The following is a 24,649-nucleotide window of genomic DNA, read 5'->3' as shown; positions in this document are numbered from 1 at the left end:
GGTGGGGGTGGAGGTGGTGCGCCCGGCAGGCAGCTTCCCCACTACCTGCCGGGCGGTCTTGGTCAGCCCGTGGGCTGGGGGGCGGCCGCACGCCCGACCGCGAGGGCGTCGGCGTGCATGGCCGCGATCTCGGCGATGAAGTCGTCGGCCGAGTCGAAGGAGCGGTAGACGCTCGCGAAGCGGAGGTAGGCCACCTCGTCGAGGCGCTGCAGCGGGCCGAGGATGGCCAGCCCGACCTCGTGGGACTTGACCTCGGCGGCGCCGGTGAGGCGCAGGGCGTCCTCGACCTCCTGGCCGAGGCAGGCCAGCTGGGCGTCGGTGACCGGGCGGCCCTTGCAGGCCTTGCGGACGCCGGCGATCGCCTTGTCGCGGGTGAAGGGCTCGCTGGCCCCGGACCGCTTGAGCACCGTCAGCTGCATGAGCTCGACGGTGGTGAAGCGCTTCTCGCAGGCCGGGCAGGACCGCCGGCGGCGGATCGAGCCACCGTCGTCGGCGACCCGGGAGTCGATGACCTTCGTGTCGGTGCTGCGGCAGTAGGGGCAGTGCACGAGGATCTCCTTCCGGGGCAGTTGCAAAGAGGGCGAGGGCGCGCTCGTGAGACCCCGGAGGGCCTGTGGAGCAATGCGGCTTTCCTGTGGAGAACAACCGCTGAGGTGTGGGTCTTCCGGCTCCAGCTGTGAACTAGATGTGGATAACTACACCGTTGTAAGTACTAGATGTTGTGGTGACAGTACGCCGGGGGCCCAGGGGCGCGCAACCTGTGGAGCGACATTGATCGGGCGCCGTCCAGACCACCCGCGAAACCGCAGGTCAGCGGCCTGACCGCAGGACCGGGACGACCTCCGACGGACGTGTCGGCGGCCCCGTGGACCTCACCCCTCCGGAGGCTCCGGGGCGGGTTCGACGCCGGCGAGCGCGGCGAGCTCGCGCCACCAGGCCAGCCGGTTCGGACGGCCGTCGTAGTCCTTGCGGCGGTTGGCCCCGCTCACGCCCGGGAGCACGAAGACCTGGGCGTCGGCGAGGTACCAGTCAGCGGCCCCCAGCGTCCGCGGCGGGCGTGTGCCGGCGGCCCGGGCGGCCTCCTGGGCCACGCCCTTGGACGTGAAGGCCAGCCACTCCGGTCGCCACTGCTCGAGCTTGGCCACCAGCGCGTCGAGCTCCACCCAGCGCGGGTCCCAGTGCCCGACCAGGTCGGTCAGCCCGACGCCGAGGTCGGCGACGCGGTGGTCGTCCTCGGGCCGCAGGAGGTGCGGGCTGAACCCGGACAGGTGCAGGGACTCCCAGAAGCTGTTGCCCGGCGTCTCGTAGTAGTGGTCGCGCTCCTTCGTGCTCTCCGCACCGGCGAGGCCGCAGAACACGACGACCGGGTCGGGCGCCACGATGTCGGGCAGGACCACCACGCCGCCCAGTCTCACCGGCGGGCGGGCTCGCCCCGCCACCCCGGTAGGTGGGGACGGCTCGTGGGGGCGGCGACACACTCACGCCATGGCCGACCTGCGCGGCGTGCTCGGTCTCGCCCTCCTGCTGCTGATCGCGTGGGCGGTCTCGCGCGACCGCCGCGGCGTCGCCTGGCGCACGGTCGGCGTGGCCCTGGCGCTGCAGGTCGGCTTCGCGCTCCTCGTGCTCCGCTGGGGGCCGGGCGAGCGGGCCCTGGGCTGGGTCTCGGCGCGCGTGGAGTCGCTCATCGGGTACGCCGACGAGGGCACGTCGTTCCTCTTCGGACCGCTCCTGGAGGCCGGTGGGGAGAACCAGACGATCTTCGCGCTCCAGGTGCTGCCGGTCATCGTCTTCCTCGGCGCACTGATCGGGCTGCTGTACTACCTGCGCGTCGTGCAGTGGGCGACCTACCTCGTCGGCGGCGCGCTCGCGCGGCTGCTCGGCATCGGCAAGGTGGAGTCGATGTACGCCGGCACGGTGATCTTCCTGGGCCAGTCCGAGGCCCCGCTGATGGTCCAGGGCTACCTCGACCGGCTGCGCCGCAGCGAGCTGTTCACCATCATGGCCGCGGGGTTCGCCGCGGCCGCCGGGTCCACGCTCGTGGGCTACTCCCTGCTCGGCGCACCGCTGGAGTACCTGCTCGCGGCCACCGTCATGAACGCCCCCGCCTCGCTGATGGTCGCCAAGCTGATGTGGCCCGACGGTGCTGGACCGGACGACTCCGAGCACGAGGACGACGAGGCCGGGCGCGACGACGAGGTCGACGTGCGGCAGGTGCGTGACGAGGAATCGGCCAACGTCATCGACGCCATCGGCCGGGGCGCCCTCGCCGGCGGACGCATCGCCGTCACGGTCGGCGCGCTGCTCATCGCCTTCGTCGCCCTCATCGCGCTGGCCAACGGCATCCTGGGCTCGGTCGGCGGGTGGTTCGGGGTCGACGACCTGACCTTCGAGCGCATCCTCGGCTGGGCCGTGGCCCCGCTGGCGTGGCTGCTCGGCGTCCCGTGGTCCGAGGCCGTCGAGGCCGGCTCCTGGATCGGGCAGAAGACGGTGCTCAACGAGTTCGTCGCCTACGCCGACTTCGGCCCGAACGTCGACTCGCTCTCCCCCGTGACCGTGGCGGTGGTGACCTTCGCGCTGGCCGGGTTCGCCAACTTCTCCTCCATCGCCATCCAGATCGGCGCGCTCGGCACCCTCGCCCCGCAGCGGCGGGCCGAGGTGGCCCGGCTCGGCCTGCGCGCGCTGCTGGCCGGCAGCCTGGCCAACCTGGCCAACGCCGCGGTCGCCGGGGTCGTCATCAGCTTGTAGCGCTCACCTCCGCTTCGTCCATCAGCGATGATGGGCCCGTGGCAGCGGGCAAGCGATCGGCGGGCAAGCGGGCCGGGTCGCGCCCGAAGCGCCGGTTCCGGCCGGTCTTGCTGGTGCTCGCGCTCGGCGTGACCGCCTCGTTCGTGGCCTGGGGCTACTTGGTGTGGGCGGCCATCGACTTCGGCAGCTCGGCCCGCAACGGCGACGAGACGGCGTGGTGGTTCCTGCTCGTCGCCGCCCTCGGAGCCGTGGTCTGCCTGTTCCTCGCCCTGGTCCTCATCGCCCGGATCAGCCGGGTGGTCGGCCTGACCGGACCCCCGCCGTCGCAGGCCCCGGACCCGTCCGAGGACGGCGACGCCCCTCCCCCGCCGCCCGGCGGGCGGCGAGCGGCGCGCTGATGCTGCGCAAGACCGCGGCGACGAACTGCTGACGGGCGCGCGTACGGCGTCCTATCCTGCCGCTGACCAGGCGCGACGAGGCGCCGCGGTCGCCCCCGGCGGAGGTGCCCCGTGTCGACCAAGTACGACGTGAGCGTGACCGCGGCGATCGTCGACCGCGACGGCTTCCACGCGACGTGCTCGTGCGACTGCGGCTGGCAGGGCACGGCGTACGGCGACCGCGAGCCGCTCGCACTGGCCGAGGCCGCCCGGGAGCGGCTCGACCACCTGCTCCAGGCGCACCCGCGGCAGTCGCCCTCGGCGAGGCTGCGCCCCCGGGCGGCGGCCCGCTACCGGCACCCGCGCTCGGTCAGTGCCGCCACGGCGCACGGCCGACGCTGGTCGCGCTACGTCGGGTGTGCGTGCGGCTGGACCGCGACCGTGCGGTCCGGCAGTGCCGCCGCGGCGGCGCGGTCGGCCCGGGCCAAGCACCGGGCGCACGTGACGCTGCAGACCGGGCGCGCGCCGTGGCAGGACTACCTCGTGCTGCTGGCGGTGCTGCTCGTCGTGGCCGTGGTGCTGACCATCGGTGCGGTCGTGGTCGTCACCGCCGCCGGCGAGGACCCGCGGGACCTGACCGACCTGTCGGAGCTGCGCGCCTGGTGGTCCGACCTGTAGGTCAGGCCCTATTGAGCGGCTGCGGTCGCGTGGTCCCGCGAGGGGCCGCCAGGCGGCCCTCCTCGACCACCGTGGGCGAGCCCGGGAACGCCGAGACCGCCGGGCGAGAGCTGTCTTCCCTCAGCTCCGCACCCGGCGGTCCCTTGGTGTTTCGCCCGCCGGGGTCGAGGCGGCGGACGAAGTCGGTGGGTCAGGCGGCGGGCACCTCGAGGTGCTGGCCGGCTGCGAGGACCTTGGTGTCGAGGTCGTTGAGCTGCACCAGGTGGTCGACGGTGTCGCGCACGTCGCGGCCGCCCTGGTCGGAGACGACGTCGCTGGCGATGGACCACAGGGTGTCGCCCGGCAGCACCACGACGGTCTCGGTGGCCTCGGCCTCGCTCGTGGCGACCGAACCGCCGGCCAGCGCGAGCGCCGCGGCGGCGAGGAGCAGGACGGCGAGCAGGAACACCACGATGCGGCCGCGGCGGGTCAGCCGGTAGACGGGGACGTGCGTGGCGGTGCTCATGAGGTGCCTCCTGGGGAAGTGGAGCGGTCGATCCCGATGTCTAGTGGTGACCACCGACAGAACGGGTCCGGCCTCAGCCGGTTCGAACACATGAGCGAGACTAGATCAGGTGTTCGAACGAGCGCAACCCCCTAGGCGAACATGTGTTCTACGACGTCGAGCGCCGCTGCGCCCGCCTGCGACCCTGCGCCTCGAACAGCGCCATCGCCGGGCCGGCGGCCGAGGGCACGAGCGCGCCGGCTCGCATCGCGGCCCCGCGCCAGCCCGGGACGGTGCGCAGCACCCGGCGCGAGCCGACCAGCCCGAGCACGGCCTCGGCGATCTCCTCGGTCGTGAGCAGCCGTCCGCCGGACTCGACCAGCCGCTGCCCCGTGCCGCCGTGCATGGCCTCGACCATCGGCGTTGCCACCCCGTCGGGCAGCACCGCGTGCACCCCGACCCCCTCGGGTGCCTCGAGCGCCACCGAGGTCGTGATCGACACGACCGCGGCCTTGGTGGCGGCGTACACCGACAGGCCCGGCACCGGCCCGAGGCCGGAGAGCGAGGCGACGTTGACGACCTCGCCGCGCCCGCCCGGGGCCGCGGCGTACGCCGCCAGCGCGGCGCGCATGCCCCACAGCGTGCCCAGGAGGTTGACCTCCACCAGCGCCCGGACCTGCTCGTCGGGGAGCTCGGCCAGGTCGCCGTCGAAGCCGACGCCGGCGTTGTTGACCCAGACGCCCAGCGGCGCACGCGCCACGGCCGCGGCGGCGACCGCGCGGTGGGACCCGGGGTCGCGCACGTCCTGCGCGACGCCGGTGGCGCCGATCTCGGCGGCGGTCGCGGCCACCGCGTCGGGGTCGAGGTCGGTCACGACGACGTCGTGGCCGGCGGCGAGGAGCCGGACCGCGACGGCGCGGCCGATGCCACGGGCGGCGCCGGTCACGACGGCGGAGGTGCGGGAGGTGGAGGAGCTCACCGGGCCATCGTGGCAGTGGGGGCTCCCGCGACACGCGGTTCGAACAGGTGTTTGAAATCGTCGGCGGGTGGTGCGACCCTGCTCGCATGCCAGACACGCCCCGCACCCGCGCCCCCCGCCAGGCCAGCAGCAAGGCCAGCAGCAAGGCGAGCAGCAAGGTCAGCGAGCTGCCCGACGGCCCGGCCGACGCCACCGGCCTGACGCCGCGCCAGCAGCGCGTGCTCTCGCACATCAAGGACAGCATCGAGCACCGGGGCTACCCGCCCAGCATGCGCGAGATCGGCGAGGCGGTGGGGCTCACCAGCACCTCGAGCGTGGCCCACCAGCTGCGCGTGCTGGAGCAGAAGGGCTACCTCAAGCGCGACCCCAACCGGCCGCGCGCGCTCGAGGTGTTCCTGCCCGAGGTGATGGCGGCCCGACGCTCGATCAGCAGCGCCGAGGAGACCTCCTACGACGAGACCGGCATCGGTGACGTCGCCGTGCCCCCGGTCAACGTGCCCCTGCTCGGCCGCATCGCCGCCGGTGGGCCGATCCTGGCCGAGCAGAACCTCGAGGCCGTCTTCCCGCTGCCGCAGCAGCTGGTCGGCGACGGCCAGCTGTTCCTGCTCGAGGTCTCCGGGGAGTCGATGATCGAGGCCGCGATCTGCGACGGCGACTACGTCGTGGTCCGGCAGGAGCAGACCGCCAGCAACGGCGAGATCGTGGCGGCCATGATCGACGGCGAGGCGACGGTCAAGACCCTGCAGCGCAAGGACGGCCAGGTCTGGCTGCTGCCCCACAACCCCGCCTTCGACCCCATCGACGGCACCCACGCCACGATCCTCGGCGTCGTCACCGCGGTGCTCCGCAAGGTCTGAGCGACCCAGGTCACGGCTCCGGCGTACTCCGGGTGAACAGTCGGCGACCGGACCGACCGGGGCATCACCCGGCGCGGTCCGGCTCGTTGGGCCTGGCGTGACCACCACCACCGGCGCCACCACCGGCGTACGCCGCCGTACGGTCCTCGCGACCGGCTCGGCCGGCGCTGCCCTCACCACCCTCGCCACGACCGTCGACGCGACGCCGGCCGACGCCGCTGGAGCGGGCGCCCGCTTCTTCCGCCACGGCGTCGCTTCCGGCGACCCGATGCCCGACCGGGTCGTGCTGTGGACCCGGGTGACCCCGACCGCGGCCGCCACCCCGGGCTCCGGCACGGGGCCCGCGGCACGCGTGCGGTGGGAGGTCTCGACCCGCAAGGACTTCCGTCGCGTCGTCCGCCGCGGCCAGGTGGTCACCGGCGCCCACCGCGACCATACCGTCAAGCTCGACGTGACCGGGCTGAAGCCGGCCACCTGGTACTACTACCGCTTCACCTATCGCGGCGCCCGCAGCCGCGTCGGCCGCACCCGCACCGCCCCGGCAGCCAAGGCCCGCCCGACCAACCTGCGCTTCGGGGTCGTGTCGTGCACCAACTGGCAGGCGGGCTACTTCGCGGCCTACCGCGGCCTGGCCGCGCGCAACGACCTGCACGCCGTGCTGCACCTGGGCGACTACCTCTACGAGTACGCACCGGGCGAGTACGGCTACGGCCAGTCCGACCGCGACATCCGCCGCCACGACCCGGCCCGCGAGATGGTCTCGCTCGAGGACCACCGCCGCCGCCACGCGCAGTACAAGACCGATCCCGACCTGCAGGCGCTGCACGCGAAGTACCCGTGGGTGATCACCTGGGACGACCACGAGGTCACCAACGACCAGTGGCGCGGCGGCGCGGAGAACCACCAGGCGGCCGAGGGCGACTACCTCCGTCGCCGGGCCCGCGCCCACCGCGCATACGACGAGTGGATGCCGGTGCGGATGGACGGCACCGCACGGCTTGGCGACGGCGACCGGCTCTTCCGCCGGCTCACGTTCGGTCGGCTGGCCGAGATCAGCATGCTCGACCTGCGCACCTACCGGACCCGGCAGCCGAGCGGGCCGACGGCGGCACGCGAGATCAACGACCCCGCCGCCACCATCACCGGCGACGCGCAGATGCGCTGGCTCAAGCAGTCGCTGTCGCGGCCCGCGCCGTTCTGGAAGGTCATCGGCAACCCGGTGATGATCTCACCCGTCACCTTCGCCCAGCTGCCGTCGGCGATCGTCGGCGCGGTCAACGAGGTCACCGGGCTGCTGCCGGCGGACGGCGTGCCCTACAACGTCGACCAGTGGGACGGCTACACCGCCGACCGGGCCGAGGTGCTGCGCCACATCAAGGACCACCACGTGCAGAACGCGCTGTTCGTCACCGGCGACATCCACTCCGGGTGGGCCGCCGAGGTGCCCTACGACGCCGGCAACTACCCGCTCGGCGGCACCGGCGCGGTCGAGTTCGTGTGCACCTCGGTGACGTCGAACAACCTCAAGGACATCACCGGCACCCCGGCCCACACGACCAGCACCGCGGTCGAGCAGACCATCCTGGCCAACAACCGGCACATCAAGTACCTCAACTTCGACGACCACGGGTACTCGGTGCTCGACCTCAACGCCAAGCGGGCCCAGATGGACTGGTTCGTCATCGGGGACCGGGCCGACCGCGGCACCTCGATCCGCTGGAGCCGCTCGTTCGTGACGCTCGCGTCGACCAACCTCGTCAAGGAGGCCTTCGTGCCGCTCCACCGCCAGAAGCCGGGCCAGTCCTGATGTGCGGGTGTGGTGACCGGCACGAGCCCGGCACGCCCACGCCGTACGACGCCGGGCGGGCCGAGCTGGCCACGGGCCGTCGTACGTTGCTCAAGGCCGGGGGCGGCGTGGCCTTCTCGGCCGCGGCCGGGCTGGCCACCGCCTCGGGCGGGCTGGCCGAGGCGGCGCCGGCGCGCCGCGAGCGGCGACGGGTCTACGTGCTCGTGGTCGACGGCTGCCTGCCCGAGGAGGTGACGGGCGGCCAGACGCCGCACCTGTTCGAGCTCATGGTGACCGGCCAGCGGTGGCGGCGGGCGCAGTCGATGCCGATCATGGAGACGATCCCCAACCACGTGATGATGATGACCGGCGTGCGGCCCGACCGCTCGGGCGTGCCGGCCAACGCGATCTACGACCGCCGGCTGCGCGACGTCCGCGACCTCGACCGGCCCTCGGACCTGCGCGCCGACACGATCATCCAGCGGCTCAACCGGCGGGGGCTGCGCACCGGGACGGTGCTGAGCAAGGAGTACCTCTACGGCATCTTCGGCGCCCGGGCCACCGCGCGGTGGGAGCCGGCGCCGATCATCCCGGTCTCGGGCCACGCGCCCGACGAGTTCACCATCAACGCCGCGATGCAGATGGTCGAGGACGTCGACCCGCACCTGATGTTCGTCAACCTCGGCGACATCGACCGCTACGGCCACACCGACGTCACCGGCCCGCTCGGCGCGAAGGTGCTGCGCCGCCTCGCGCTGCTCAAGACCGATGCCTACGTCGGCCGGTTCGTGCAGATGCTCAAGGACCGCGGCACCTGGAAGGACTCCATGGTCCTGGTGCTGGCCGACCACTCGATGGACTGGTCGACCCCGACGTCGGTCATCAGCCTCGCCGGCCCGCTCGACGACGACCCGTTCCTGCGCGGCAAGGTGCAGATCGCCGACAACGGCGGCGCCGACCTCCTCTACTGGACCGGCGCAACCCGCCAGCGCGAGGAGGCCGTGCGCCGGATGCTGCGGATCGCCAAGGCCGAGCCGGGCGTCCTGTCGGCGCACGACCGACGGACGCGGTGGCTGCGGCTGGGGCCCGAGGCGGGCGAGGTCGTGGTGTTCTGCCGGGCCGGGTGGCGCTTCAGCGACCCGGACCCGTTGACGAGCAACCCCATCCCGGGCAACCACGGCCACCCCGCCACCCGACCGATCCCGTTCTTCGTCAACGGCGGCCACCCGCGCCTGAAGCACCGGGCGGCCTCGTCGGCCGTCGCACAGACCGTCGACGTCGCCCCGACCGTGGCCAGCTTCTTCGGCGTCCGCGGCCGGCCGCGCGGCGGGTGGGACGGCAAGGCGCGCGTCTGACGGGGCCGGTCGGGGGCTGAGAATCACCACTTAAGTGGTGAATCTCAGGGTTCGTCGACGAACCTTCGTCGACGAACCCTCAGGTTCGTCGCCTCCCCGCCGGCCGCGGCCGGGAAGCAGCGACGCTCAGGTGGCCGGGTTACCGTGGCCGGGCTCGTGCAGCACCCGCCCGCCGTCGCCGTCTCGTCCGGAGAACCGATGCCCTCCCCCGTGCCCACCCGTCCGCGCCTGCTCGGGCTCAGCGCCCTCGCCGCGACCGCGGCGCTGGTCGTCTCGGCGCTCGCCGTCCCGGCCCGGGCCGACGACGCCACCCCGACGGCGCCGCTGAGCCCGGTCACCGACGTCGTCCAGGACGTGGCGGAGCCGACCGTGCAGGAGGCCCTGGAGGCGGTCGAGACCGTCGAGGAGGCGGTCGCCGAACCCGACGCCGCGGAGACGACCGACCTCACCATGGCGCTGCTCGAGGTGGCCAACACCCGTCCCGCGCTCGAGGGCGACGACCGAGCGGCCGCCGACGCCCTGCTGGCCCGGCCGACCAACCCCGGCCAGGCCGACATCCTCCGCTACGACGTGCCCGAGCAGACCCCGGTCTGCTCCACCGACATCTGCGTGCACTGGGTCGCGAGCGGCCGCCACCGGTCGTCCCGCGCCTGGGTCGACACGGTGCTCGACACCCTGACGCAGGTCCACGACACCTATCTGCGCGCCGGCTACCGCGAGCCGAAGTCCGACGGCACGCGCGGCGGTGACAGTCGGCTCGACGTCTACCTCGGCGACATCGGCAACGGCTTCTACGGCTACTGCACCTCCGACGACCCGTCACAGAGCCGCACCGACCCCGCTCGCTGGGCCTACTGCGCCCTCGACAACGACTACGCCGGGTTCCGCGGCAGCCCGCTGGCCAACCTGCAGGTCACCGCGGCCCACGAGTACTACCACGCCGTCCAGTACGCCTACGACCGCTTCGAGGACCCGTGGTTCCTCGAGGCGACCGCGACCTGGGCCGAGGACGAGCTGTACGACGGCGTCGACGACAACCGGCAGTACCTCCGGGCCAGCCAGCTGCGCCGTCCCCGCACCCCGCTCGACACCTTCGCCGACAGCGGCTTCCACTACGGCACCTGGTCGTTCTTCCGCTTCCTCACCGAGCGCTACCGCGCCGAGCGGGGCGGTCTCCCGGCCGTCGTCCTCGAGATGGTGCAGCGCGCCGGCAGCCCGAGCACCTACTCCTGGCAGGCCGTCGACCGGGCCCTGAAGGCCCGCGGCGCCAGCGGCAAGAAGATGCTCGCGGCGTACGCCGTCGCCAACCGCCGCCCCCAGGTGTCGTACGCCGAGGGGCGGGCCGGCGGCTACCCCCGGGCGCCCCTGGCGGGCGACCTGCGGGTGGGGCCGCGCAGCCCGGCCACCCGCACCCTGCGCCTGGACCACCTCACCACCGCGACCGTCCGGCTGCGGCCGCGCAACGTCCCCGCCAAGCGCTGGAAGCTGCGCCTGGTCATGCAGCTCGGCCCGCGCGGGCGGGGTGGACAGGCCGCGATCACGACCACCACGCGCTCGGGCCAGGTCTCGACCATGTACCTCAAGGCGGGCAAGGCCGGCCGCGCGACCCGGACCGTGCCGTTCAGCGGACGCCGGGTCCGCTCGGTCGAGGTGACCCTCGTCAACGGCAGCGGCCGGTTCCGGTGCTACACCTCCAACCGGCTGCCGAGCTACTCCTGCAGCGGCACGCCGCTCGACGACGGCCGCCAGGTGTCGCTGCGCGCCACGGCGGTGCGCTGAGCGTCCCCCGGCCGCAGGCGGCGGGGACGGCGGCAGCGGCGGGAGCGTCATCCGACCCGGCGGCGCCGGCAACCAGCTCGTAGGACGTCCCGGGGGCCCACCGCCGGCGGCGCGGGCGCGGGCGTCGGTCGACGCCCGGCTCAGCGGGCCTCGGAGGCGGCGGAGGCGGCGAGCCGCGCCAGCGCCTTGCGGACCACGGCCGGGTCGGTCGTGGTCCACATCGGCGGCAGGCTGCTGAGCAGGAAGCTGCCGTAGCGCGCGGTCGCCAACCGCGGGTCGAGGACGGCGACGACCCCGCGGTCGGACGTCGTGCGGATCAGCCGGCCTGCACCCTGGGCGAGCAGCAGGGCGGCGTGGGTGGCCGCGACCTGCATGAACCCGTTGCCGCCGGCGGCGTCGGCGGCCTTCTGCCGGGCGCTCATCAGTGGGTCGTCGGGCCGCGGGAACGGGATGCGGTCGATGAGCACGAGCTGGCAGGTGTCGCCGGGCACGTCGAGGCCCTGCCACAGCGAGAGGGTGCCGAACAGCACCGTGTGCGGGTCGCCGACGAACTGGGCGGCCAGCTCGGGGAGCTGGGCGTCGCCCTGCGCCAGCGTGGTCAGGTGGGGCAGCTCGGCCCGCACGTGGGCCGCGGCGGCCTCGGCCGCCCGCCGGCTGGAGAACAGCCCCAGCGCCCGCCCGTCGGCGGCGTCGACCAGCTCGGTGATCTCGGCCAGCTGGGCCGGGCCGAGCCCGTCGCGCCCGGGCGGGGGCAGGTGGCGGGCGACGTAGCGGATGCCCTGCCGCGCGTAGTCGAACGGTGAGCCGACGTCGAGTCCGGTCCAGGGCAGGACGGTCTCGGTGCGGTCGCGCTCCACCTCGCCCGCGACCCGCTCGGACGGCTTGAGCCCGACGCTGCCGGCGATGGTGTCGAAGTCGCCGCCCAGCATGAGCGTGGCCGAGGTGAGCACGACGGTCTTGTCGGTGAGCAGCTTGTCGCGCATCTGGCCCCACACCTGCAGCGGCGCGACGTGCAGCCGCGGCGGCATCCGCTCCCCACCCTCGGAGAGCCAGAGCACGTCGGCGGTCGACCCCGCGGCCATCCGCTCGGCGGTGGTGAAGACCTCCTGCACCGATCCCTTGGCCTGGGCGAGCCCCGCGTCGGGCTCGCCGGCCCCGCCGCCCTCGCTCTTCTCAGCCCGCGGGTAGGCCGACAGGCAGGCGCGGGCGGCGTCGCGCACCAGCGCGAGGGCGTCGGCCAGCTCGGTCGGCACCGGGTCGAAGCGACCGGCCCGGGCCTCGGCCATCGCGTCGCGCAGGGTGTCGGCGGCGTCGGCGAGGTCGTCGGCCTCGGCGCCCTCGACGTGGCGCTGCGAGCGACGGGCGGCCCGCTCGACGTCGGAGGGGGCGAGCTCGTCGGTGGCCGCCTGGGTGACCCGGGCGACGAGCTCGTGGGCCTCGTCGACCACCGCGACGTCGTAGTCGGGGATCATCGGGACGCCCTCGACGGCGTCGATGGCCAGCAGCGAGTGGTTGGTGACGACGAGGTGGGAGCGGTGGGCCTTCTCGCGGGCCAGCTCGACGAAGCACTCCTGCCCGAAGGGACACTTGGTCGCGCCGAGGCAGTCGCGGTGGCCGACGCTGACCTGGCGCCACTCGCGGTCGGTGTGGCGCGGGGCGTGGTCGCGCTCGCCCGACCCGCCGGACTCGGCCTCCTCCTCCGCCCACGACCGCAGCTGGAGCACCGTCTTGGCCATCGAGCCCTGCGGCACGTCGACGAGGACGCCCTGGTCGTCGGGCACGCCCTCGCGGATGCGGTGCAGGCAGGCGTAGTTGGAGCGGCCCTTGAGCACCGCGAAGGAGGTGTCGACCCCGGCGACGTCCTTGACCGCCTCGACCAGCCGCGGCAGGTCGCGCTCGACGAGCTGGTGCTGCAGGGCGAGGGTCGCGGTGGCGACGACGACCCGCTGGTCGTGGACGAGCGCGGGCACGAGGTAGCCCAGGGACTTGCCGGTGCCCGTGCCGGCCTGCACGAGCAGGTGGCGCTCGTCGGTCATGGCCGCGGCGACGGCCTCGGCCATCGCCACCTGGCCCTCGCGCTCGGTGCCGCCGAGCGCCTCCACGGCGCGCCCCAGCACCTCGCGGACGGTGCTCGAGCCGGTCGTCGAGCCGGTCGTCGAGCCGGTCGTCGAGCCAGTCGTCGAGCTGGTCGCGGTCGGGGGCACCGGAGCACCTTAACGGCGGCCCCCGACCCTCTCGACCTCGACGCGGCGGCCTGTGGAGGACAGGTCCGCGCCCCTTCGGACCGGTCGCCGGGAATCTTTTGCACGAACCTCGACAGAAGGGGTGAGCGCTGTCACAGTGGAGGTGGGCCGGGTCTCGGCCGACCACGCACGCCAGACGTGCACCCCTGAACTGAGGAGAACCACATGTGCTTCGGGTACGACGGTGACGCAGCGCTGCAGCGCTCGCTCGAGGAGCGTGGGAGCTCGCGGCGCCACGTGCTGCGCGGGGCCGCGGCGGGCGTCGGAGGCGCCGTCGGTCTCGCCGCGATCGCGGGCGCCGCGCCCGCTCAGGCCAAGCCCGGCAAGGGCCCCAAGCCCGGCCAGGGGCCGGGCAAGGGCCGCCAGCGCGAGGTCCCCCAGGACCGGATCAGCATCCAGATGTACACCCTGCGCGCCGCCACCGGCACCCGCGCCGGCTTCGACCTGGTGATGAAGCGGCTGGCGCAGTACGGCTACAGCCGGATCGAGCTCGCCGGGCTCGGCGACCGCACCGCCACCGAGCTGCGCGACTTCGCCCGGGGCCTCGACATCTGGACCAGCTCCAGCCACGACGGCATCAGCGCCGACTCGGCCGCGCTGCAGGCCAAGCTGCGCAACGCCGCGATCCTGGGCCAGAAGTACATCAACGTGCCCTATCTCAACTCCAACAACCTGTCGGACTGGCAGCGGTGGGCCGACCAGATGAACGCCGAGGCCCAGCAGGCCAAGCGCTACGGCATCGCCTACGGCTACCACAACCACGCCCACGAGTTCACGATCAAGCTCAGCAACGGCAAGACGCCGTGGGAGGTGTTCATGAACCGCCTCGACCCCAAGCTGGTCCACCTCGAGGTCGACCTCTACTGGGCCTACACCGCCGGCGTGCAGACCGGCGCCGTCGACCCCGACCAGTTCGCCATCGACGTGGTCCGCGACGCCCCGCACAAGGTGCGCCAGTACCACGTCAAGGACCGCGACGCGACGTCCGGCGACATGAGCGACCTCGGCACGGGCGTGGTCGACTTCGCCCGGATCTTCCGGGCCCACCAGGTCGAGGAGTACATCGTCGAGAACGACACCCCCGACGTCACGCCCCTCACCTCGGCCGCCGTCGGCCGCTGCTACCTGGACCACCTGACCTTCTGAGCCGTACGACGACGGGGCCCGGGGTGATCCCCGGGCCCCGTCGTCGTCGGTGCAGGACGTCGCGCGTCACACGGCGTACGACGCCAGCTCGCCGGCCAGGTCGGCGTTGGCGCGACCGCGGACGACGGTGCCGTCGGCGGTGTGCTCCATGCTGTCGATCTCGCCGTGCTGGTGGAGCCGGTTGACCAGGTCACCGCGCTCGTAGGGCAGCAGCGCGTGGAACTCCACGCCCGGGCGGGGCAGCTCGGACTCGACGACCGCGAGCGCCTCGGCGATGCCCGCGCCGGTCTTGGCGCTGACCACGACCGAGTGCGGCTCGTGCTGGCGCAGCCGGGCCAGCACGAGCGGGTCGGCGGCGTCGGCCTTGTTGATGACGACCAGCTCGGGCACGTCGGCGGCGTCGACGTCGGCGAGCACCGCGCGCACCGCGGACAGCTGGCCCTCGGGGTCGGGGTGGGAGCCGTCGACGACGTGCAGGATCAGGTCGGCGTCGGCCACCTCCTCCAGCGTCGAGCGGAACGCCTCGATCAGCTGGTGCGGCAGGTGCCGGACGAACCCGACGGTGTCGCTCATCGTGTAGACCCGCCCGTCGGCGGTCGTCGTACGACGCGTGGTCGGGTCGAGCGTGGCGAACAGCGCGTCCTCGACGAGCACGCCGGCGTCGGTGAGCCGGTTGAGCAGCGAGGACTTGCCGGCGTTGGTGTAGCCGGCGATCGCGACCGACGGCACCTGACGGCGCTTGCGGTCGGCCCGCTTGGTGTCGCGGGTGCCCTTCATGTGCTTGAGCTCGCGGCGCAGCTTGGCGATCTTGTCGTTGATACGGCGCCGGTCGGTCTCGATCTTGGTCTCACCGGGACCGCGACCACCGATGCCCTCACCGCCGGAGACCCGGCCACCGGCCTGGCGCGACAGGTTGCCGCCCCAGCCGCGCAGGCGCTGCTTCATGTACTGCAGCTGCGCCAGCTCGACCTGCGCCTGGCCCTCGCGGGACTTGGCGTGCTGGGCGAAGATGTCGAGGATCAGCGCGGTCCGGTCGACGACCTTGACCTTGACCCGGTCCTCGAGGTTGCGCAGCTGGCCGGGGGCCAGCTCGCCGTCGCAGATCACGGTGTCGGCGCCGGTGGCGGCCACGATCTCGGCCAGGCCCTCGACCTTGCCACGACCGATGTACGTCGCGGGGTCGGGCGACTGGCGGCGCTGGTAGATCGCCTCCAGGACCTCCGAACCGGCGGTCTCGGCGAGCAGGGCGAGCTCGGCCATCGAGTTCTCGGCGTCCTTGACCGTGCCCTCGGTCCAGACGCCGACGAGCACGACGCGCTCCAGGCGGAGCTGGCGGTACTCGACCTCGGTGATGTCCTCGAGCTCGGTGCGGAGCCCGGCGACGCGGCGCAGCTGGTGGCGCTCGGCCAGGTCCATCGCGCCCGTGGTCGGGTCGTCCTCGGGGTCCTCGTCGGCGTAGCCGGAGACGAACTCGTCGTCCTCGGGCCACTCGTCGGTCTCCTCGAGCTCGTCGTCGAGGGAGAAGTCACGGGCTTGTGCGTTCGTCATATGCCTCCAGGTTATGCCTGGCTCAACGCGTTGACGAGCGGCTTTCATCCGCGCCCGGCTGGTGGAGCTCATCTCACTTGTGTACACGCCGGGCGTGCCGCGGGCGCCCACCCGCTTGCGATGATCTGCGGGTGAGCGAGCCGGACCAGCCAGCCCCGCCCGACCCGTCCCTCCTCGGACCGCGGGCGGCCGCCGCGCTCGTCTTCGGCTCCTCGGCGGCCGTGCTGGTCGTCGAGCTGGTCGCGCTGCGGTTGCTGGCGCCGTACCTCGGGTTGACGCTGGAGATCAACACGCTCGTCATCGGCATGGCGCTGGTCTCGATCGCGGCCGGGTCGTGGTGGGGCGGCAAGCTGGCCGACACCGTGGCCCCGCGCCGGCTGCTCGGGCCGCTGCTGCTCGGGTCGGGCGTGGCCGTCGCGGTGACGCCGTTCCTCGTGCGGGGGTCGGCCGAGGTGGCGCAGGGCGCGCTGCTGGTCATGGCCGCGGCGGCGACCATCTTCGTGCCGGCGGCGCTGCTCTCGGCGGTGACGCCGGTGGTGACCAAGCTGCGGCTGACCACGCTCGCCGAGACCGGGAGCGTGGTCGGCGGGCTCAGCGGCATCGGCACCGTCGGGGCGGTGGTGGGCACGGTGCTGACCGGGTTCGTGCTCGTCTCGCGGGTGCCGGTCAGCGTCATCATGGTCGGCCTCGGCGTGCTGCTCGTGGTGGCCGCGGTCGTGGTCGAGGCGACCCTGCGCACCGTGGGCGGGGTGACCGCCGCGGCGGTCGCGGTGGTGGGCCTCGGCGCGGTCGGCGCGGTGGCCGGGCCCGGCGGGTGCGACGCCGAGACGACGTACCACTGCGCCGACGTGGTCACCTCCGGCGAGCGGCCCTCGGGCCGTGAGCTGGTGCTCGACGGCCAGCCGCACTCCTTCGTCGACCTCGACGACCCGACCCACCTGGAGTACCGCTACACCCGCGCCCTGGCCTCCGCGATCGAGACGCAGGCCGCGCCTGGACCCGTCACCGCCCACCACCTCGGCGCCGGCGGCCTGACGATCCCCCGGTGGCTGCGCGAGGTGCGCCCCGGCAGCACCTCGGTGGTCTCGGAGATCGACGGCGGCGTGCTCGACCTCGATCGCGAGCGGCTCGGGTTCGAGCCGGGCGACGACGTGGAGCTGCGAGTCGAGGACGGCCGGGTCGGGCTCGACCGGGTCGCGGACGGCAGCCAGGACGTGGTCGTCGGCGACGCGTTCGGCGGCGTGAGCGTGCCCTGGCACCTGACCACGCGCGAGGCGGTCGGCGAGGTGCGCCGGATCCTGGCCGACGACGGCGTCTACGTGCTCAACCTCATCGACTACGGCCCGCTCGACTTCGCCCGGGCCGAGCTGGCCACGCTGCGCGAGGTCTTCCCGCACGTGGTGCTCACCGGGGAGCCCGCTGACCTCTCCCCCGCCGCCGACCCGCGGGGCGACGGCGGCAACCTGGTCGCCGTCGCCTCCGGCACCCCCCTCGACGCGGAGGCACTGGCCGCGGCGCTCACCGAGCGCGAGACCGAGTGGGGCGTGGCCGAGGGCGACGACCTCGACGCGTTCGTCGGTGACGCCGAGGTGCTCACCGACGACCACGCGCCGGTCGACCAGCTGCTGACGCCCTACCGGGTCGCGACCGCGTGAGCCCGCCCCGGCTGCCCCGGTTGCTGGGCGTGACCGGTGCGCCGGGCGTCGGCAAGTCGACGTACGCCGCCGCGCTGGCCGCCGAGCACGGAGCCGCGGTGGTGCCGATGGACGGGTTCCACTACGCCGACGTCGAGCTGGTGCGCCGCGGCCTGCTGGACCGCAAGGGCGCACCGGAGACGTTCGACGCCCCGGGGTACGCCGCCCTCCTGCGCCGGGTCGCCGCCGGCGAGGACGACGTGGTCGCGCCCGCCTTCGAGCGCGACCTCGAGCAGCCGCTGGCCGGCGCGGTGTGGGTGCCGCCGACCGGCCCGGTCGTCACCGAGGGCAACTACCTGCTCCTGGACGAGCCCCGCTGGCACGCCGTGCGTGCCTGCCTCGACGAGGTCCGGCACCTGCGCGTCGACGACGACCTGCGCCGCGAGCGGCTGGTGGCCCGGCACGTGCGCTTCGGCAAGACACCCGACGACGCGCGGGCCTGGGTCGCGCGGGTCGACGAGGCCAACGCGCGCCTCGTCGAGGCCGCCGCTTCCCGGGCCGACCGGGTCGTCGACCTCCCCGACCTGGGGTAGTCCCGCAGCCGCACCAAGTGCAAAGCCGCACTCGTTGCGCATCCGCAGTTTGTGCGGGTAGGGTGGGCCGCATGAGCCCCGACCCCCGTGCCTTCGACGACGTGCGGCGAGCACTCGACGACGCCGCCGGGCTGCCCCCCGACGAGGCCCTGCCCCACCTGCGGGCGGCGGCGGAGTCACTGGCCGGCCTGATCGACGAGTCGCTGGCCGAGGCCGTGGTCCACCGGGGCTCCTCGCTCCGCGCGGCCGGGCAGAAGGCCGGGCTCTCGGAGAACGCCGTCGGCCCCCGGCTGGCCCGCACCTCCGTGCTCGGCGCCTACGCCAAGGACGGGCGGGTCACCGCCGCGGGCGTGGAGCGCGCCCGCTACGACGCCGAGACCGGCACCCCTCCCCCGCCGGCCAGCCCGGCCCCGCCCATGCGCTTCCAGGCGCGCCGCCCGACGAAGGGATCTCGATGACCGACCAGACGCTGACCCACCTGTACTTCCTGCTCGACCGCAGCGGCTCGATGCAGACCATCAAGTCCGACATCGAGGGCGGGTTCGCCGCGTTCCTCGCCGAGCAGCGCGAGGCGCCCGGGCGGTGCGTGGTGACGCTCGCCCAGTTCGACGACCGGTACGACGTCGTGCACGCCGGCCTCGACGTCGCCGACGTGCCGCCGCTGGTGCTCGCACCGCGGGGCAGCACGGCCCTGCACGACGCGATGGGCCGGCTGGTCACCGACGCGGGCGCCGAGCTCGCCGCCCTGCCCGAGGCCGAGCGGCCCGGCACCGTCATCGTGGCCGTGATGACCGACGGCCTCGAGAACGCCAGCCGCGAGTGGCACGCCCAGGCCGTCAAGGCGCTCGTGGAGCAGCAGAGCGCGACGTACGGCTGGCAGTTCCTCTACATGGGCGCCGACCAGGACGCGGTCGAGGTCGGCACCTCCCTCGGCGTGCCGGCCGAGCAGTCGATGACCTACGCCCGCGGCAAGGGCCGCCAGGCGATGGGCGCCAAGAGCGAGAAGATCCGCAGCATGCGCGCCGCCCGGATGACCGACGCCGCCGCGCCGATGCCGGCGTACACGGCCGCGGAGCGCCGCGACCTCGCCGACCCGTCGTGAACCCACGACGGGCCAGCGGGAGGTCAGCGGCGACGGGTCACTTCGGAGGCATCCGGATGCCGCCGTCGAGGCGGACGGTCTCGCCGTTCATGTAGGAGTTGGTCAGGCACTCCACGACCATCGAGGCCAGCTCGTCGCCGGAGCCGAGGCGCTTGGGGAAGAGCACGTTGGCACCGAGGCGGGCCTTGAACTCCTCGGCCTGCTCGCCCTCGCCGTAGATCGGGGTGTCGATGAGGCCGGGGGCCACGGTGTTGAGGCGGATGCCGGCGGCCGACAGGTCGCGCGCGACCGGGAGGGTCATGCCGACCACACCGCCCTTCGACGCGGAGTACGACGCCTGGCCGATCTGGCCGTCGAAGGCGGCGACGCTGGCCAGGTTGACGATGGCGCCGCGGCAGCCGTCGGCGTCGGGCTCGTTCTGGCTCATCACGGTCGCGGCCTGGCGGACCATGTCGAAGGTGCCGATGAGGTTGATGTGCACGACCTTGGTGAAGGCCTCGAGCGAGTGGGCCGACTCCAGCTGGCCGTCACGGCCGATGGTGCGCTGGGCCCAGCCGATGCCGGCGGAGTTGACGACCGCGCGCAGCGGGGCGATGTCGGCGGCGGCCCCGACCGCACCCGCGATCTGCTCGGTCTGGGTGACGTCGACCTGGGCGAAGACACCCTTGATCTCCTCGGCCAGGGCCTCGCCCTTCTCGGCCTGGAGGTCGGCGACGACGACGGTGCAGCCGAGGGCGGCGAGGCGGCGGGCGCTGGCGGCGCCGATGCCGGACGCGCCGCCGGTGACGATGGCAGAAGATCCACTGAGGTCCATGGTCCGGAGCATAACCGTGACACCAGTGGTGTCACGGTCAGAGGTCAGTGGTGCCCCGGGCGACGATCTCGGCCGGGCCGGTCATCAGCACCCGCCCCTCGGCGGTGCGGGCGATCGTGACGGTGCCACCCGGCTGGTCGACGCGGTAGGTCGCCTCGGCCGCTGCCCCGTCGGCCGTCGCGGCGGCCAGGGCCACCGCGCACGCCCCGGTGCCGCACGCCTGGGTCTCCCCCGACCCGCGCTCGTGCACCCGCATGGCCACGTGCCCCGGCCCGCGGCGCACGACGAACTCGACGTTGACGCCCGCGGGATAGACCTCCGCGTCGTACGCCGGCTGGTCGAGCAGCGGGCCCGCGTCGGCGAGGTCGTCGACGAACGCGACCGCGTGCGGGTTGCCGACGTCGACGTGGGTTGCGGTCCAGGTGTGCCCGGCCGCGCCGACCTCGGTGGCGCCGAGCACCCGGGGCACGCCCATGTCGACCGTGACCTGGTCGCCCTCGACCGTGAGCAGCTTGGCGCCGTCGCGGGTGTCGACCTCGAACGGCTCGCCCGGCTCGACCAGCCCCTCCTGCACCAGGTGGAGCCCGAAGACCCGCACGCCGTTGCCGCACATCTCGGCGATCGACCCGTCGGCGTTGCGGTAGTCCATGAACCAGCGCCCACCGCGACGCAGGACGCGGAGGACGCCGTCACCGCCGATCCCGCCGCGACGGTCGCACAGCGACCGCACCCGGTCGGCGTCGAGGTCGCCGTGCAGGCTGCCGTCGTGGTCGGGCAGCAGCACGAAGTCGTTGCGGGTGCCGTGGCCCTTCAAGAACGGGTAGGCGCCGCTCATCCGTAGAGCCCGCGGGCGTAGTTGTCAGGCCGGTAGTACTCGTCGAGCTGCTCCAGCGGCACCTCGGCCGCCTCGACCTCGCGGGCGATGACGGCCCGCCGCGGCACGACGCCCTCCGGGTCCCAGGTCTCGGGCTGCCACAGGCCGGAGCGCATGAAGGCCTTGGCGCAGTGGAAGAAGACGTCCTCGACCTCGACCACCATCGCGAGCACGGGGCGGTGCCCCTGGACGACCATGTCGTCGAAGAAGGGCGCGTCGCTGACCAGCCGGGCACGTCCGTTGACCCGCAGGGTGTCGCCGCGGCCGGGGATGAGGAACAGCAGGCCCACGTGGGGGTTGGCCAGCACGTTGCGGTAGCCGTCGACCCGGCGGTTGCCCGGCCGCTCGGCGATCGCGATGGTCGTGTCGTCGAGGACGTGGACCAGCGTGCCCGCCGGGTCACCCTTGGGCGAGGCGTCGCACCGGCCGTCGCCGTCGGCCGTGGCCAGCACGCAGAACGGCGACGCGGCCAGCCACGCCCGGTCGACGTCGAGCAGCCGCGGACGGCCCTTGTCGCGGGCCCGGGCCGTCGGCTCGCCGACGAGGCCGACCAGCGCGTCGAGGTCGGCGACCTCGGTCCAGCCGTCCCGGGCCGTCGCCGCGGCGGGGGTGGTCGTCTCGGTCACGGCGCCACGGTACGCCGGGGTGGACGGCGGTGGCGGCGGGCGTGCGTCATCGGAGCCAGCCGCTCCCGCGACCAGGGCGGATGACGCCCCCGCCGAACCCGGGGTGCGTCATCGGAGGCGGTCGCCGGGCCCACCAGGACGGGTGGCGCCCCCCGCCACCCCCGCAACGTCGTACGAGGCGGTCGCCGGGCCCACCAGGCCGGATGACGTCGCTGGCCGACCCGGGTCAGCGGCGGCCCGCGGGACGGAGCACCCGTGCGGAGCCGCCGCCGCGCCGGGTGGGCTCGGCGACGACGGTGAGGCGGCCGCGGCGGCCGATCTCGATGGCCGTGACGGCCCCGATCTCGGCGGCGCTGGTGAAGGCGTCGCCGCTGGGGACGAGGTCGTGGCCGTAGGTGCCCTCGAGCAGCGCTCCGTAGCGGTCGATGAAGCCGGGCTCGGCGCTGACGGTGGCGGTGTTGCGCTGCGAGGCCCGCGGTGCGGCCACGGCCTGGCGCAGGGTCATCCCGCGCTCGAGGCGGTTGAGCAGCACCTGCAGCACGGTGGTGATGATCGTCGACCCGCCCGGCGAGCCCACGGCCAGCACGGGGCGACCGCCCCGGAGCACGATCGTCGGCGACATCGAGCTGCGCGGGCGCTTGCCCGGCGCGAGGCGGTTGGGGTCGGTGGCGTCGTAGGTGAGGCTGAAGTCGGTGAGCTCGTTGTTGAGCAGGAACCCGCGGCCCGGCACCACGATGCCGGACCCGCCGGTCTGCTCGATGGTGAGCGTGTAGGCCACGACGTTGCCCCAGCGGTCGGCGACCGTGAGGTGGGTCGTCGAGACGTTCTCGTGGTCCTCCGGCGAGGTGGAGCGACCCGACGGCGTGCCGCACCGGCCGTCGTACGCCGTCACGTCGCCCGCCTCCAGCGGCTTGGTCGAGGCGCGGGCGGGGTCGAGCAGGCAACGGCGCTCGTCGGCGTAGCGCTGGCTGAGCAGGTCGCGGACGGGCACGTCGACGAAGCGCGGGTCGCCGAGGTAGGCGCCGCGGTCGGCGAAGGCGAGGGCGCTGGCCTCGAGGTACTGGTGGAGGTAGGCGCCGTCGTCGAGCCCGCGCAGGCCGCTGGGCTCCAGGATGTTGAGGGCCTCGCCGACGGTGGTGCCGCCGCTCCCGGAGGGCCCCATGCCGACGACCTCGAGCCCGCGGTAGGCGGTGCGGGTGGGAGCCTGGACCCGGGCCTGGTAGCGCCGGAAGTCGCGCGGGCGCAGGTAGCCGCGCGGCACGGGCAGGGTGGTGCCGGGCACGGCCGGGGGCCGCTGGACCGTGCGGGAGATCTCGCGCGGCAGCGCGCCCCGGCGGAACAGCGCGGGGTTGCGGCCCAGCGCGCGGTAGGTGCGGGCCAGGGCGGGGTTGCGGAAGCGGGAGCCGACCCGCGGCAGCTCGCCGCCGCGCAGGAACAACCGGCGGGTGGTCCGGATCGCGGAGAACCGCTCCTCGTTGTCGGCCGTCTGGGAGCGGAAGGTGTCGTCGACGATGAACCCCCGCTCGGCCAGCCGGGCACTGGGCTCGAGCACCTGGGCCAGCGACCGGGTGCCCCAGCGCCGCAGCGCGGTGCGCCAGGTGTCGGGGGTGCCGGGCACCCCGACGGAGACGCCGCTGGTCACCAGGTCGGGGGTGAACGTGTAGGGCTCGCCCGTCGCGGGGTCGATGAAGGCGTCGCGCGGGATCGCGCTCGGGGCGGTCTCGCGGCCGTCGATGGTGCGGACCCGGCCGGTGCGGGCGTTGTAGAAGACGAGGTAGCCGCCGCCCCCGACGCCGGCGCTGTAGGGCTCGGTGACGCCGAGCGCGGCCGCGGTCGCCACCGCGGCGTCGACGGCGTTGCCGCCGCGGCGCAGGACCGCCAGGCCGATGCGGGAGGCGTCGGCGTCGACCGAGGTCACGCCCCCGCCGCGGCCGATGGCCACCGCGCGCTTGGGCGGCGGCGTCGCCCGGGCGGCCGGGGCGGACGGGGCCGACGGGGCCGACCGGGCCAGGTCGGCCAGGTCGGCCAGGTCGGCGGGGGCGGCCACGGCAGGACCGGCGGGCACCGCGAGCAGCGGCCCACCGAGGGCGAGGGTGGTCAGGACGACGAGGACGCGACGACGCATGGGGGCTCCCGAGGGCAGCGGTGGTGGCTGTCCGGCACCCTGCCACCGACCACCGACGGTCCGCACCACCCACGGCCGGGGCGACGCTGTGGGTCAGCGCAGGCCGGGGTGGCTCCGCGCCAGGACCGGCAGCAGCAGCGAGCGCGGCGTGACCTGGGCGAGCGCGGCCGCGACCCGGTTCACCCGCCCCGGTACGACGACGAGCCGGCCCCGCGCGAGGCCGTCGACCGCGACCCGCGCCACCTCCTCGGCCGGCACCCACATCACCTCCGGCAGGGCGTCCTTGGCGTCCTCGTCGGAGAACCCGGCCCGCGCCCCGAACCCGGTCTCGACCGGTCCGGGGCACAGGGCCGTCGCGGTGACGCCGGAGCCGCGCAGCTCACCGGCCAGGCTCTGGGTGTAGCTGAGCACGAAGACCTTGCCGGCGGCGTACCCCGCCTGGCCGGGGAGGGGCTGGAAGGCGGCGGTGGAGGCGACGTTGAGCACGGCGCCGCGGCCGCGGTCGACCATGCCGGGCACGAACCGCGAGCACAGGTCGACCACCGCGACGACGTCGAGCTCGACCATGGCCATCTCGGCCTCGGGGTCGGAGGCGGCGACGGGACCGAGGGTGGACAGGCCGGCGTTGTTGACCAGCACCTCCACGCCCAGCCCGAGCTCGGCGACCCGGCCGGGCAGGGCCGCCCGGGCAGCACGGTCGGTGAGGTCGGCGGGCAGCACCTCGGCCCGCACCCCGAGCCCGCGCAGCTCGACGGCCAGCTCGTCGAGCTTGTCGACGGACCGCGCGACCAGCGTGACGCCGTGCCCGCGCCGGGCCAGCACCCGGGCGACCTCGGCCCCGATGCCCGACGAGGCGCCGGTGACCAGGGCCGTGCGGTCGGGGGCCGGCGTCGGCAGGCCCACG

The 24,649-nt window shown here is 74.2% G+C and carries 23 protein-coding genes; 12 read left to right on the top strand and 11 right to left on the bottom strand.

Annotated features, from left to right (window positions below):
• Positions 1-62 precede the first annotated feature (62 nt).
• Positions 63-548 (bottom strand): transcriptional regulator NrdR, encoded by a 486-nt coding sequence (gene nrdR / locus FJQ57_RS14445; RefSeq protein ID WP_139982132.1) that lies wholly within the window; start codon positions 546-548, stop codon positions 63-65.
• 324 nt (positions 549-872) lie between these two features.
• Positions 873-1,400 (bottom strand): mismatch-specific DNA-glycosylase, encoded by a 528-nt coding sequence (locus FJQ57_RS14440; RefSeq protein WP_170219446.1) that lies wholly within the window; start codon positions 1,398-1,400, stop codon positions 873-875.
• Positions 1,401-1,485: 85 nt separating this feature from the next.
• Here FJQ57_RS14440 and FJQ57_RS14435 point away from each other — a divergent pair, with 85 nt between their 5' ends.
• The 3 genes from FJQ57_RS14435 to FJQ57_RS14425 all read left to right on the top strand — a co-directional run bounded on the left by FJQ57_RS14435 (position 1,486) and on the right by FJQ57_RS14425 (position 3,800).
• Positions 1,486-2,745, top strand: coding sequence for a NupC/NupG family nucleoside CNT transporter (locus FJQ57_RS14435; RefSeq protein WP_139981481.1), 1,260 nt, complete (start codon positions 1,486-1,488; stop codon positions 2,743-2,745).
• Between the two features lie 38 nt (positions 2,746-2,783).
• Positions 2,784-3,143, top strand: coding sequence for a hypothetical protein (locus tag FJQ57_RS14430; protein WP_139981479.1), 360 nt, complete (start codon positions 2,784-2,786; stop codon positions 3,141-3,143).
• A 111-nt stretch (positions 3,144-3,254) separates the two neighbouring features.
• Positions 3,255-3,800 carry a hypothetical protein gene (locus tag FJQ57_RS14425; protein ID WP_139981477.1) on the top strand — a complete coding sequence of 182 codons (546 nt, stop codon included), beginning with the start codon at positions 3,255-3,257 and terminating at the stop codon, positions 3,798-3,800.
• 190 nt (positions 3,801-3,990) lie between these two features.
• On the opposite strand, the gene FJQ57_RS14420 is transcribed toward FJQ57_RS14425, so the two are convergent.
• A complete protein-coding gene (locus tag FJQ57_RS14420; RefSeq protein ID WP_139981475.1) occupies positions 3,991-4,305 on the bottom strand; it encodes a LysM peptidoglycan-binding domain-containing protein in 315 nt (104 codons plus the stop codon).
• A gap of 148 nt (positions 4,306-4,453) precedes the next feature.
• Positions 4,454-5,263: an SDR family NAD(P)-dependent oxidoreductase gene (locus FJQ57_RS14415; RefSeq protein ID WP_211348941.1), complete on the bottom strand. Its 810-nt coding sequence runs from the start codon at positions 5,261-5,263 to the stop codon at positions 4,454-4,456.
• 86 nt (positions 5,264-5,349) lie between these two features.
• Here FJQ57_RS14415 and lexA point away from each other — a divergent pair, with 86 nt between their 5' ends.
• The 4 genes from lexA to FJQ57_RS14395 all read left to right on the top strand — a co-directional run bounded on the left by lexA (position 5,350) and on the right by FJQ57_RS14395 (position 11,040).
• Positions 5,350-6,120, top strand: coding sequence for a transcriptional repressor LexA (gene lexA, locus FJQ57_RS14410; RefSeq protein ID WP_139981473.1), 771 nt, complete (start codon positions 5,350-5,352; stop codon positions 6,118-6,120).
• A gap of 97 nt (positions 6,121-6,217) precedes the next feature.
• The gene (locus tag FJQ57_RS14405; protein ID WP_139981471.1) at positions 6,218-7,927 is read left to right on the top strand and encodes an alkaline phosphatase D family protein; all 1,710 of its coding nucleotides are present in this window, start codon (positions 6,218-6,220) and stop codon (positions 7,925-7,927) included.
• Entirely contained in the window at positions 7,927-9,261 is a 1,335-nt protein-coding gene (locus tag FJQ57_RS14400) for an alkaline phosphatase family protein (RefSeq protein ID WP_139981469.1), read from the top strand. The genes FJQ57_RS14405 and FJQ57_RS14400 overlap by 1 nt, the downstream gene beginning before the upstream one ends.
• 198 nt (positions 9,262-9,459) lie before the next feature.
• Positions 9,460-11,040 carry an MXAN_6640 family putative metalloprotease gene (locus tag FJQ57_RS14395; protein ID WP_139981467.1) on the top strand — a complete coding sequence of 527 codons (1,581 nt, stop codon included), beginning with the start codon at positions 9,460-9,462 and terminating at the stop codon, positions 11,038-11,040.
• Positions 11,041-11,180: 140 nt separating this feature from the next.
• On the opposite strand, the gene FJQ57_RS14390 is transcribed toward FJQ57_RS14395, so the two are convergent.
• Positions 11,181-13,157, bottom strand: a complete 1,977-nt coding sequence (locus FJQ57_RS14390; protein WP_246081847.1) for an ATP-dependent DNA helicase — start codon at positions 13,155-13,157, stop codon at positions 11,181-11,183.
• A gap of 291 nt (positions 13,158-13,448) precedes the next feature.
• Between FJQ57_RS14390 and FJQ57_RS14385 the strand changes: the two genes are divergently transcribed.
• Positions 13,449-14,429 carry a sugar phosphate isomerase/epimerase family protein gene (locus tag FJQ57_RS14385; RefSeq protein ID WP_139981463.1) on the top strand — a complete coding sequence of 327 codons (981 nt, stop codon included), beginning with the start codon at positions 13,449-13,451 and terminating at the stop codon, positions 14,427-14,429.
• A gap of 66 nt (positions 14,430-14,495) precedes the next feature.
• Here FJQ57_RS14385 and hflX read toward each other — a convergent pair whose 3' ends face one another.
• Entirely contained in the window at positions 14,496-15,977 is a 1,482-nt protein-coding gene (hflX, locus tag FJQ57_RS14380) for a GTPase HflX (protein ID WP_139981461.1), read from the bottom strand.
• A gap of 131 nt (positions 15,978-16,108) precedes the next feature.
• On the opposite strand from hflX, the gene FJQ57_RS14375 reads away from it, so the two are divergent.
• The 4 genes from FJQ57_RS14375 (at position 16,109) to FJQ57_RS14360 (ending at position 19,306) form a co-directional block, all read left to right on the top strand.
• Complete coding sequence (locus tag FJQ57_RS14375) at positions 16,109-17,632, top strand: fused MFS/spermidine synthase (RefSeq protein ID WP_211348940.1); 1,524 nt, start codon at positions 16,109-16,111, stop codon at positions 17,630-17,632.
• Positions 17,629-18,204: a nucleoside/nucleotide kinase family protein gene (locus FJQ57_RS14370; RefSeq protein ID WP_139981460.1), complete on the top strand. Its 576-nt coding sequence runs from the start codon at positions 17,629-17,631 to the stop codon at positions 18,202-18,204. The genes FJQ57_RS14375 and FJQ57_RS14370 overlap by 4 nt, the downstream gene beginning before the upstream one ends.
• A 71-nt stretch (positions 18,205-18,275) precedes the next feature.
• Positions 18,276-18,662, top strand: coding sequence for a hypothetical protein (locus FJQ57_RS14365; RefSeq protein WP_139981458.1), 387 nt, complete (start codon positions 18,276-18,278; stop codon positions 18,660-18,662).
• The gene (locus FJQ57_RS14360) at positions 18,659-19,306 is read left to right on the top strand and encodes a vWA domain-containing protein (protein ID WP_139981456.1); all 648 of its coding nucleotides are present in this window, start codon (positions 18,659-18,661) and stop codon (positions 19,304-19,306) included. The genes FJQ57_RS14365 and FJQ57_RS14360 overlap by 4 nt, the downstream gene beginning before the upstream one ends.
• A gap of 37 nt (positions 19,307-19,343) precedes the next feature.
• Here FJQ57_RS14360 and FJQ57_RS14355 read toward each other — a convergent pair whose 3' ends face one another.
• From FJQ57_RS14355 to FJQ57_RS14335, 5 genes are all read right to left on the bottom strand, one after another.
• Positions 19,344-20,120, bottom strand: coding sequence for an SDR family NAD(P)-dependent oxidoreductase (locus FJQ57_RS14355; protein WP_139981454.1), 777 nt, complete (start codon positions 20,118-20,120; stop codon positions 19,344-19,346).
• 37 nt (positions 20,121-20,157) lie between these two features.
• Complete coding sequence (gene dapF / locus FJQ57_RS14350) at positions 20,158-20,955, bottom strand: diaminopimelate epimerase (protein ID WP_139981452.1); 798 nt, start codon at positions 20,953-20,955, stop codon at positions 20,158-20,160.
• The gene (locus tag FJQ57_RS14345) at positions 20,952-21,620 is read right to left on the bottom strand and encodes an MSMEG_1061 family FMN-dependent PPOX-type flavoprotein (RefSeq protein WP_139981450.1); all 669 of its coding nucleotides are present in this window, start codon (positions 21,618-21,620) and stop codon (positions 20,952-20,954) included. Before FJQ57_RS14345 ends, dapF begins: the two co-directional genes overlap by 4 nt.
• Positions 21,621-21,846: 226 nt before the next feature.
• On the bottom strand, positions 21,847-23,745 hold the full coding sequence (gene ggt / locus FJQ57_RS14340) for a gamma-glutamyltransferase (RefSeq protein ID WP_139981448.1): 1,899 nt from the start codon (positions 23,743-23,745) through the stop codon (positions 21,847-21,849).
• 93 nt (positions 23,746-23,838) lie between these two features.
• Entirely contained in the window at positions 23,839-24,648 is an 810-nt protein-coding gene (locus tag FJQ57_RS14335) for an SDR family NAD(P)-dependent oxidoreductase (protein WP_139981447.1), read from the bottom strand.
• Between the last annotated feature and the right edge of the window lies 1 nt (position 24,649).

The organism is Nocardioides litoris, assembly GCF_006346315.1.
Lineage (GTDB): Bacteria > Actinomycetota > Actinomycetes > Propionibacteriales > Nocardioidaceae > Nocardioides > Nocardioides litoris.
Note: the sequence above shows the minus strand (reverse complement) of the source record. Positions and strands in the feature narration are given on the sequence as shown.

Bases quoted from the DNA above. Each gene is read 5' to 3' on its own strand.
- FJQ57_RS14355 (WP_139981454.1), bottom strand. From the start codon at position 20,120: ATGGACCTCAGTGGATCTTCTGCCATCGTCACCGGCGGCGCGTCCGGC.
- hflX (WP_139981461.1), bottom strand. From the start codon at position 15,977: ATGACGAACGCACAAGCCCGTGACTTCTCCCTCGACGACGAGCTCGAG.
- FJQ57_RS14400 (WP_139981469.1), top strand. From the start codon at position 7,927: ATGTGCGGGTGTGGTGACCGGCACGAGCCCGGCACGCCCACGCCGTAC.
- FJQ57_RS14385 (WP_139981463.1), top strand. From the start codon at position 13,449: ATGTGCTTCGGGTACGACGGTGACGCAGCGCTGCAGCGCTCGCTCGAG.
- FJQ57_RS14360 (WP_139981456.1), top strand. From the start codon at position 18,659: ATGACCGACCAGACGCTGACCCACCTGTACTTCCTGCTCGACCGCAGC.
- FJQ57_RS14365 (WP_139981458.1), top strand. From the start codon at position 18,276: ATGAGCCCCGACCCCCGTGCCTTCGACGACGTGCGGCGAGCACTCGAC.
- dapF (WP_139981452.1), bottom strand. From the start codon at position 20,955: ATGAGCGGCGCCTACCCGTTCTTGAAGGGCCACGGCACCCGCAACGAC.
- ggt (WP_139981448.1), bottom strand. From the start codon at position 23,745: ATGCGTCGTCGCGTCCTCGTCGTCCTGACCACCCTCGCCCTCGGTGGG.
- FJQ57_RS14420 (WP_139981475.1), bottom strand. From the start codon at position 4,305: ATGAGCACCGCCACGCACGTCCCCGTCTACCGGCTGACCCGCCGCGGC.
- lexA (WP_139981473.1), top strand. From the start codon at position 5,350: ATGCCAGACACGCCCCGCACCCGCGCCCCCCGCCAGGCCAGCAGCAAG.
- FJQ57_RS14435 (WP_139981481.1), top strand. From the start codon at position 1,486: ATGGCCGACCTGCGCGGCGTGCTCGGTCTCGCCCTCCTGCTGCTGATC.
- FJQ57_RS14395 (WP_139981467.1), top strand. From the start codon at position 9,460: ATGCCCTCCCCCGTGCCCACCCGTCCGCGCCTGCTCGGGCTCAGCGCC.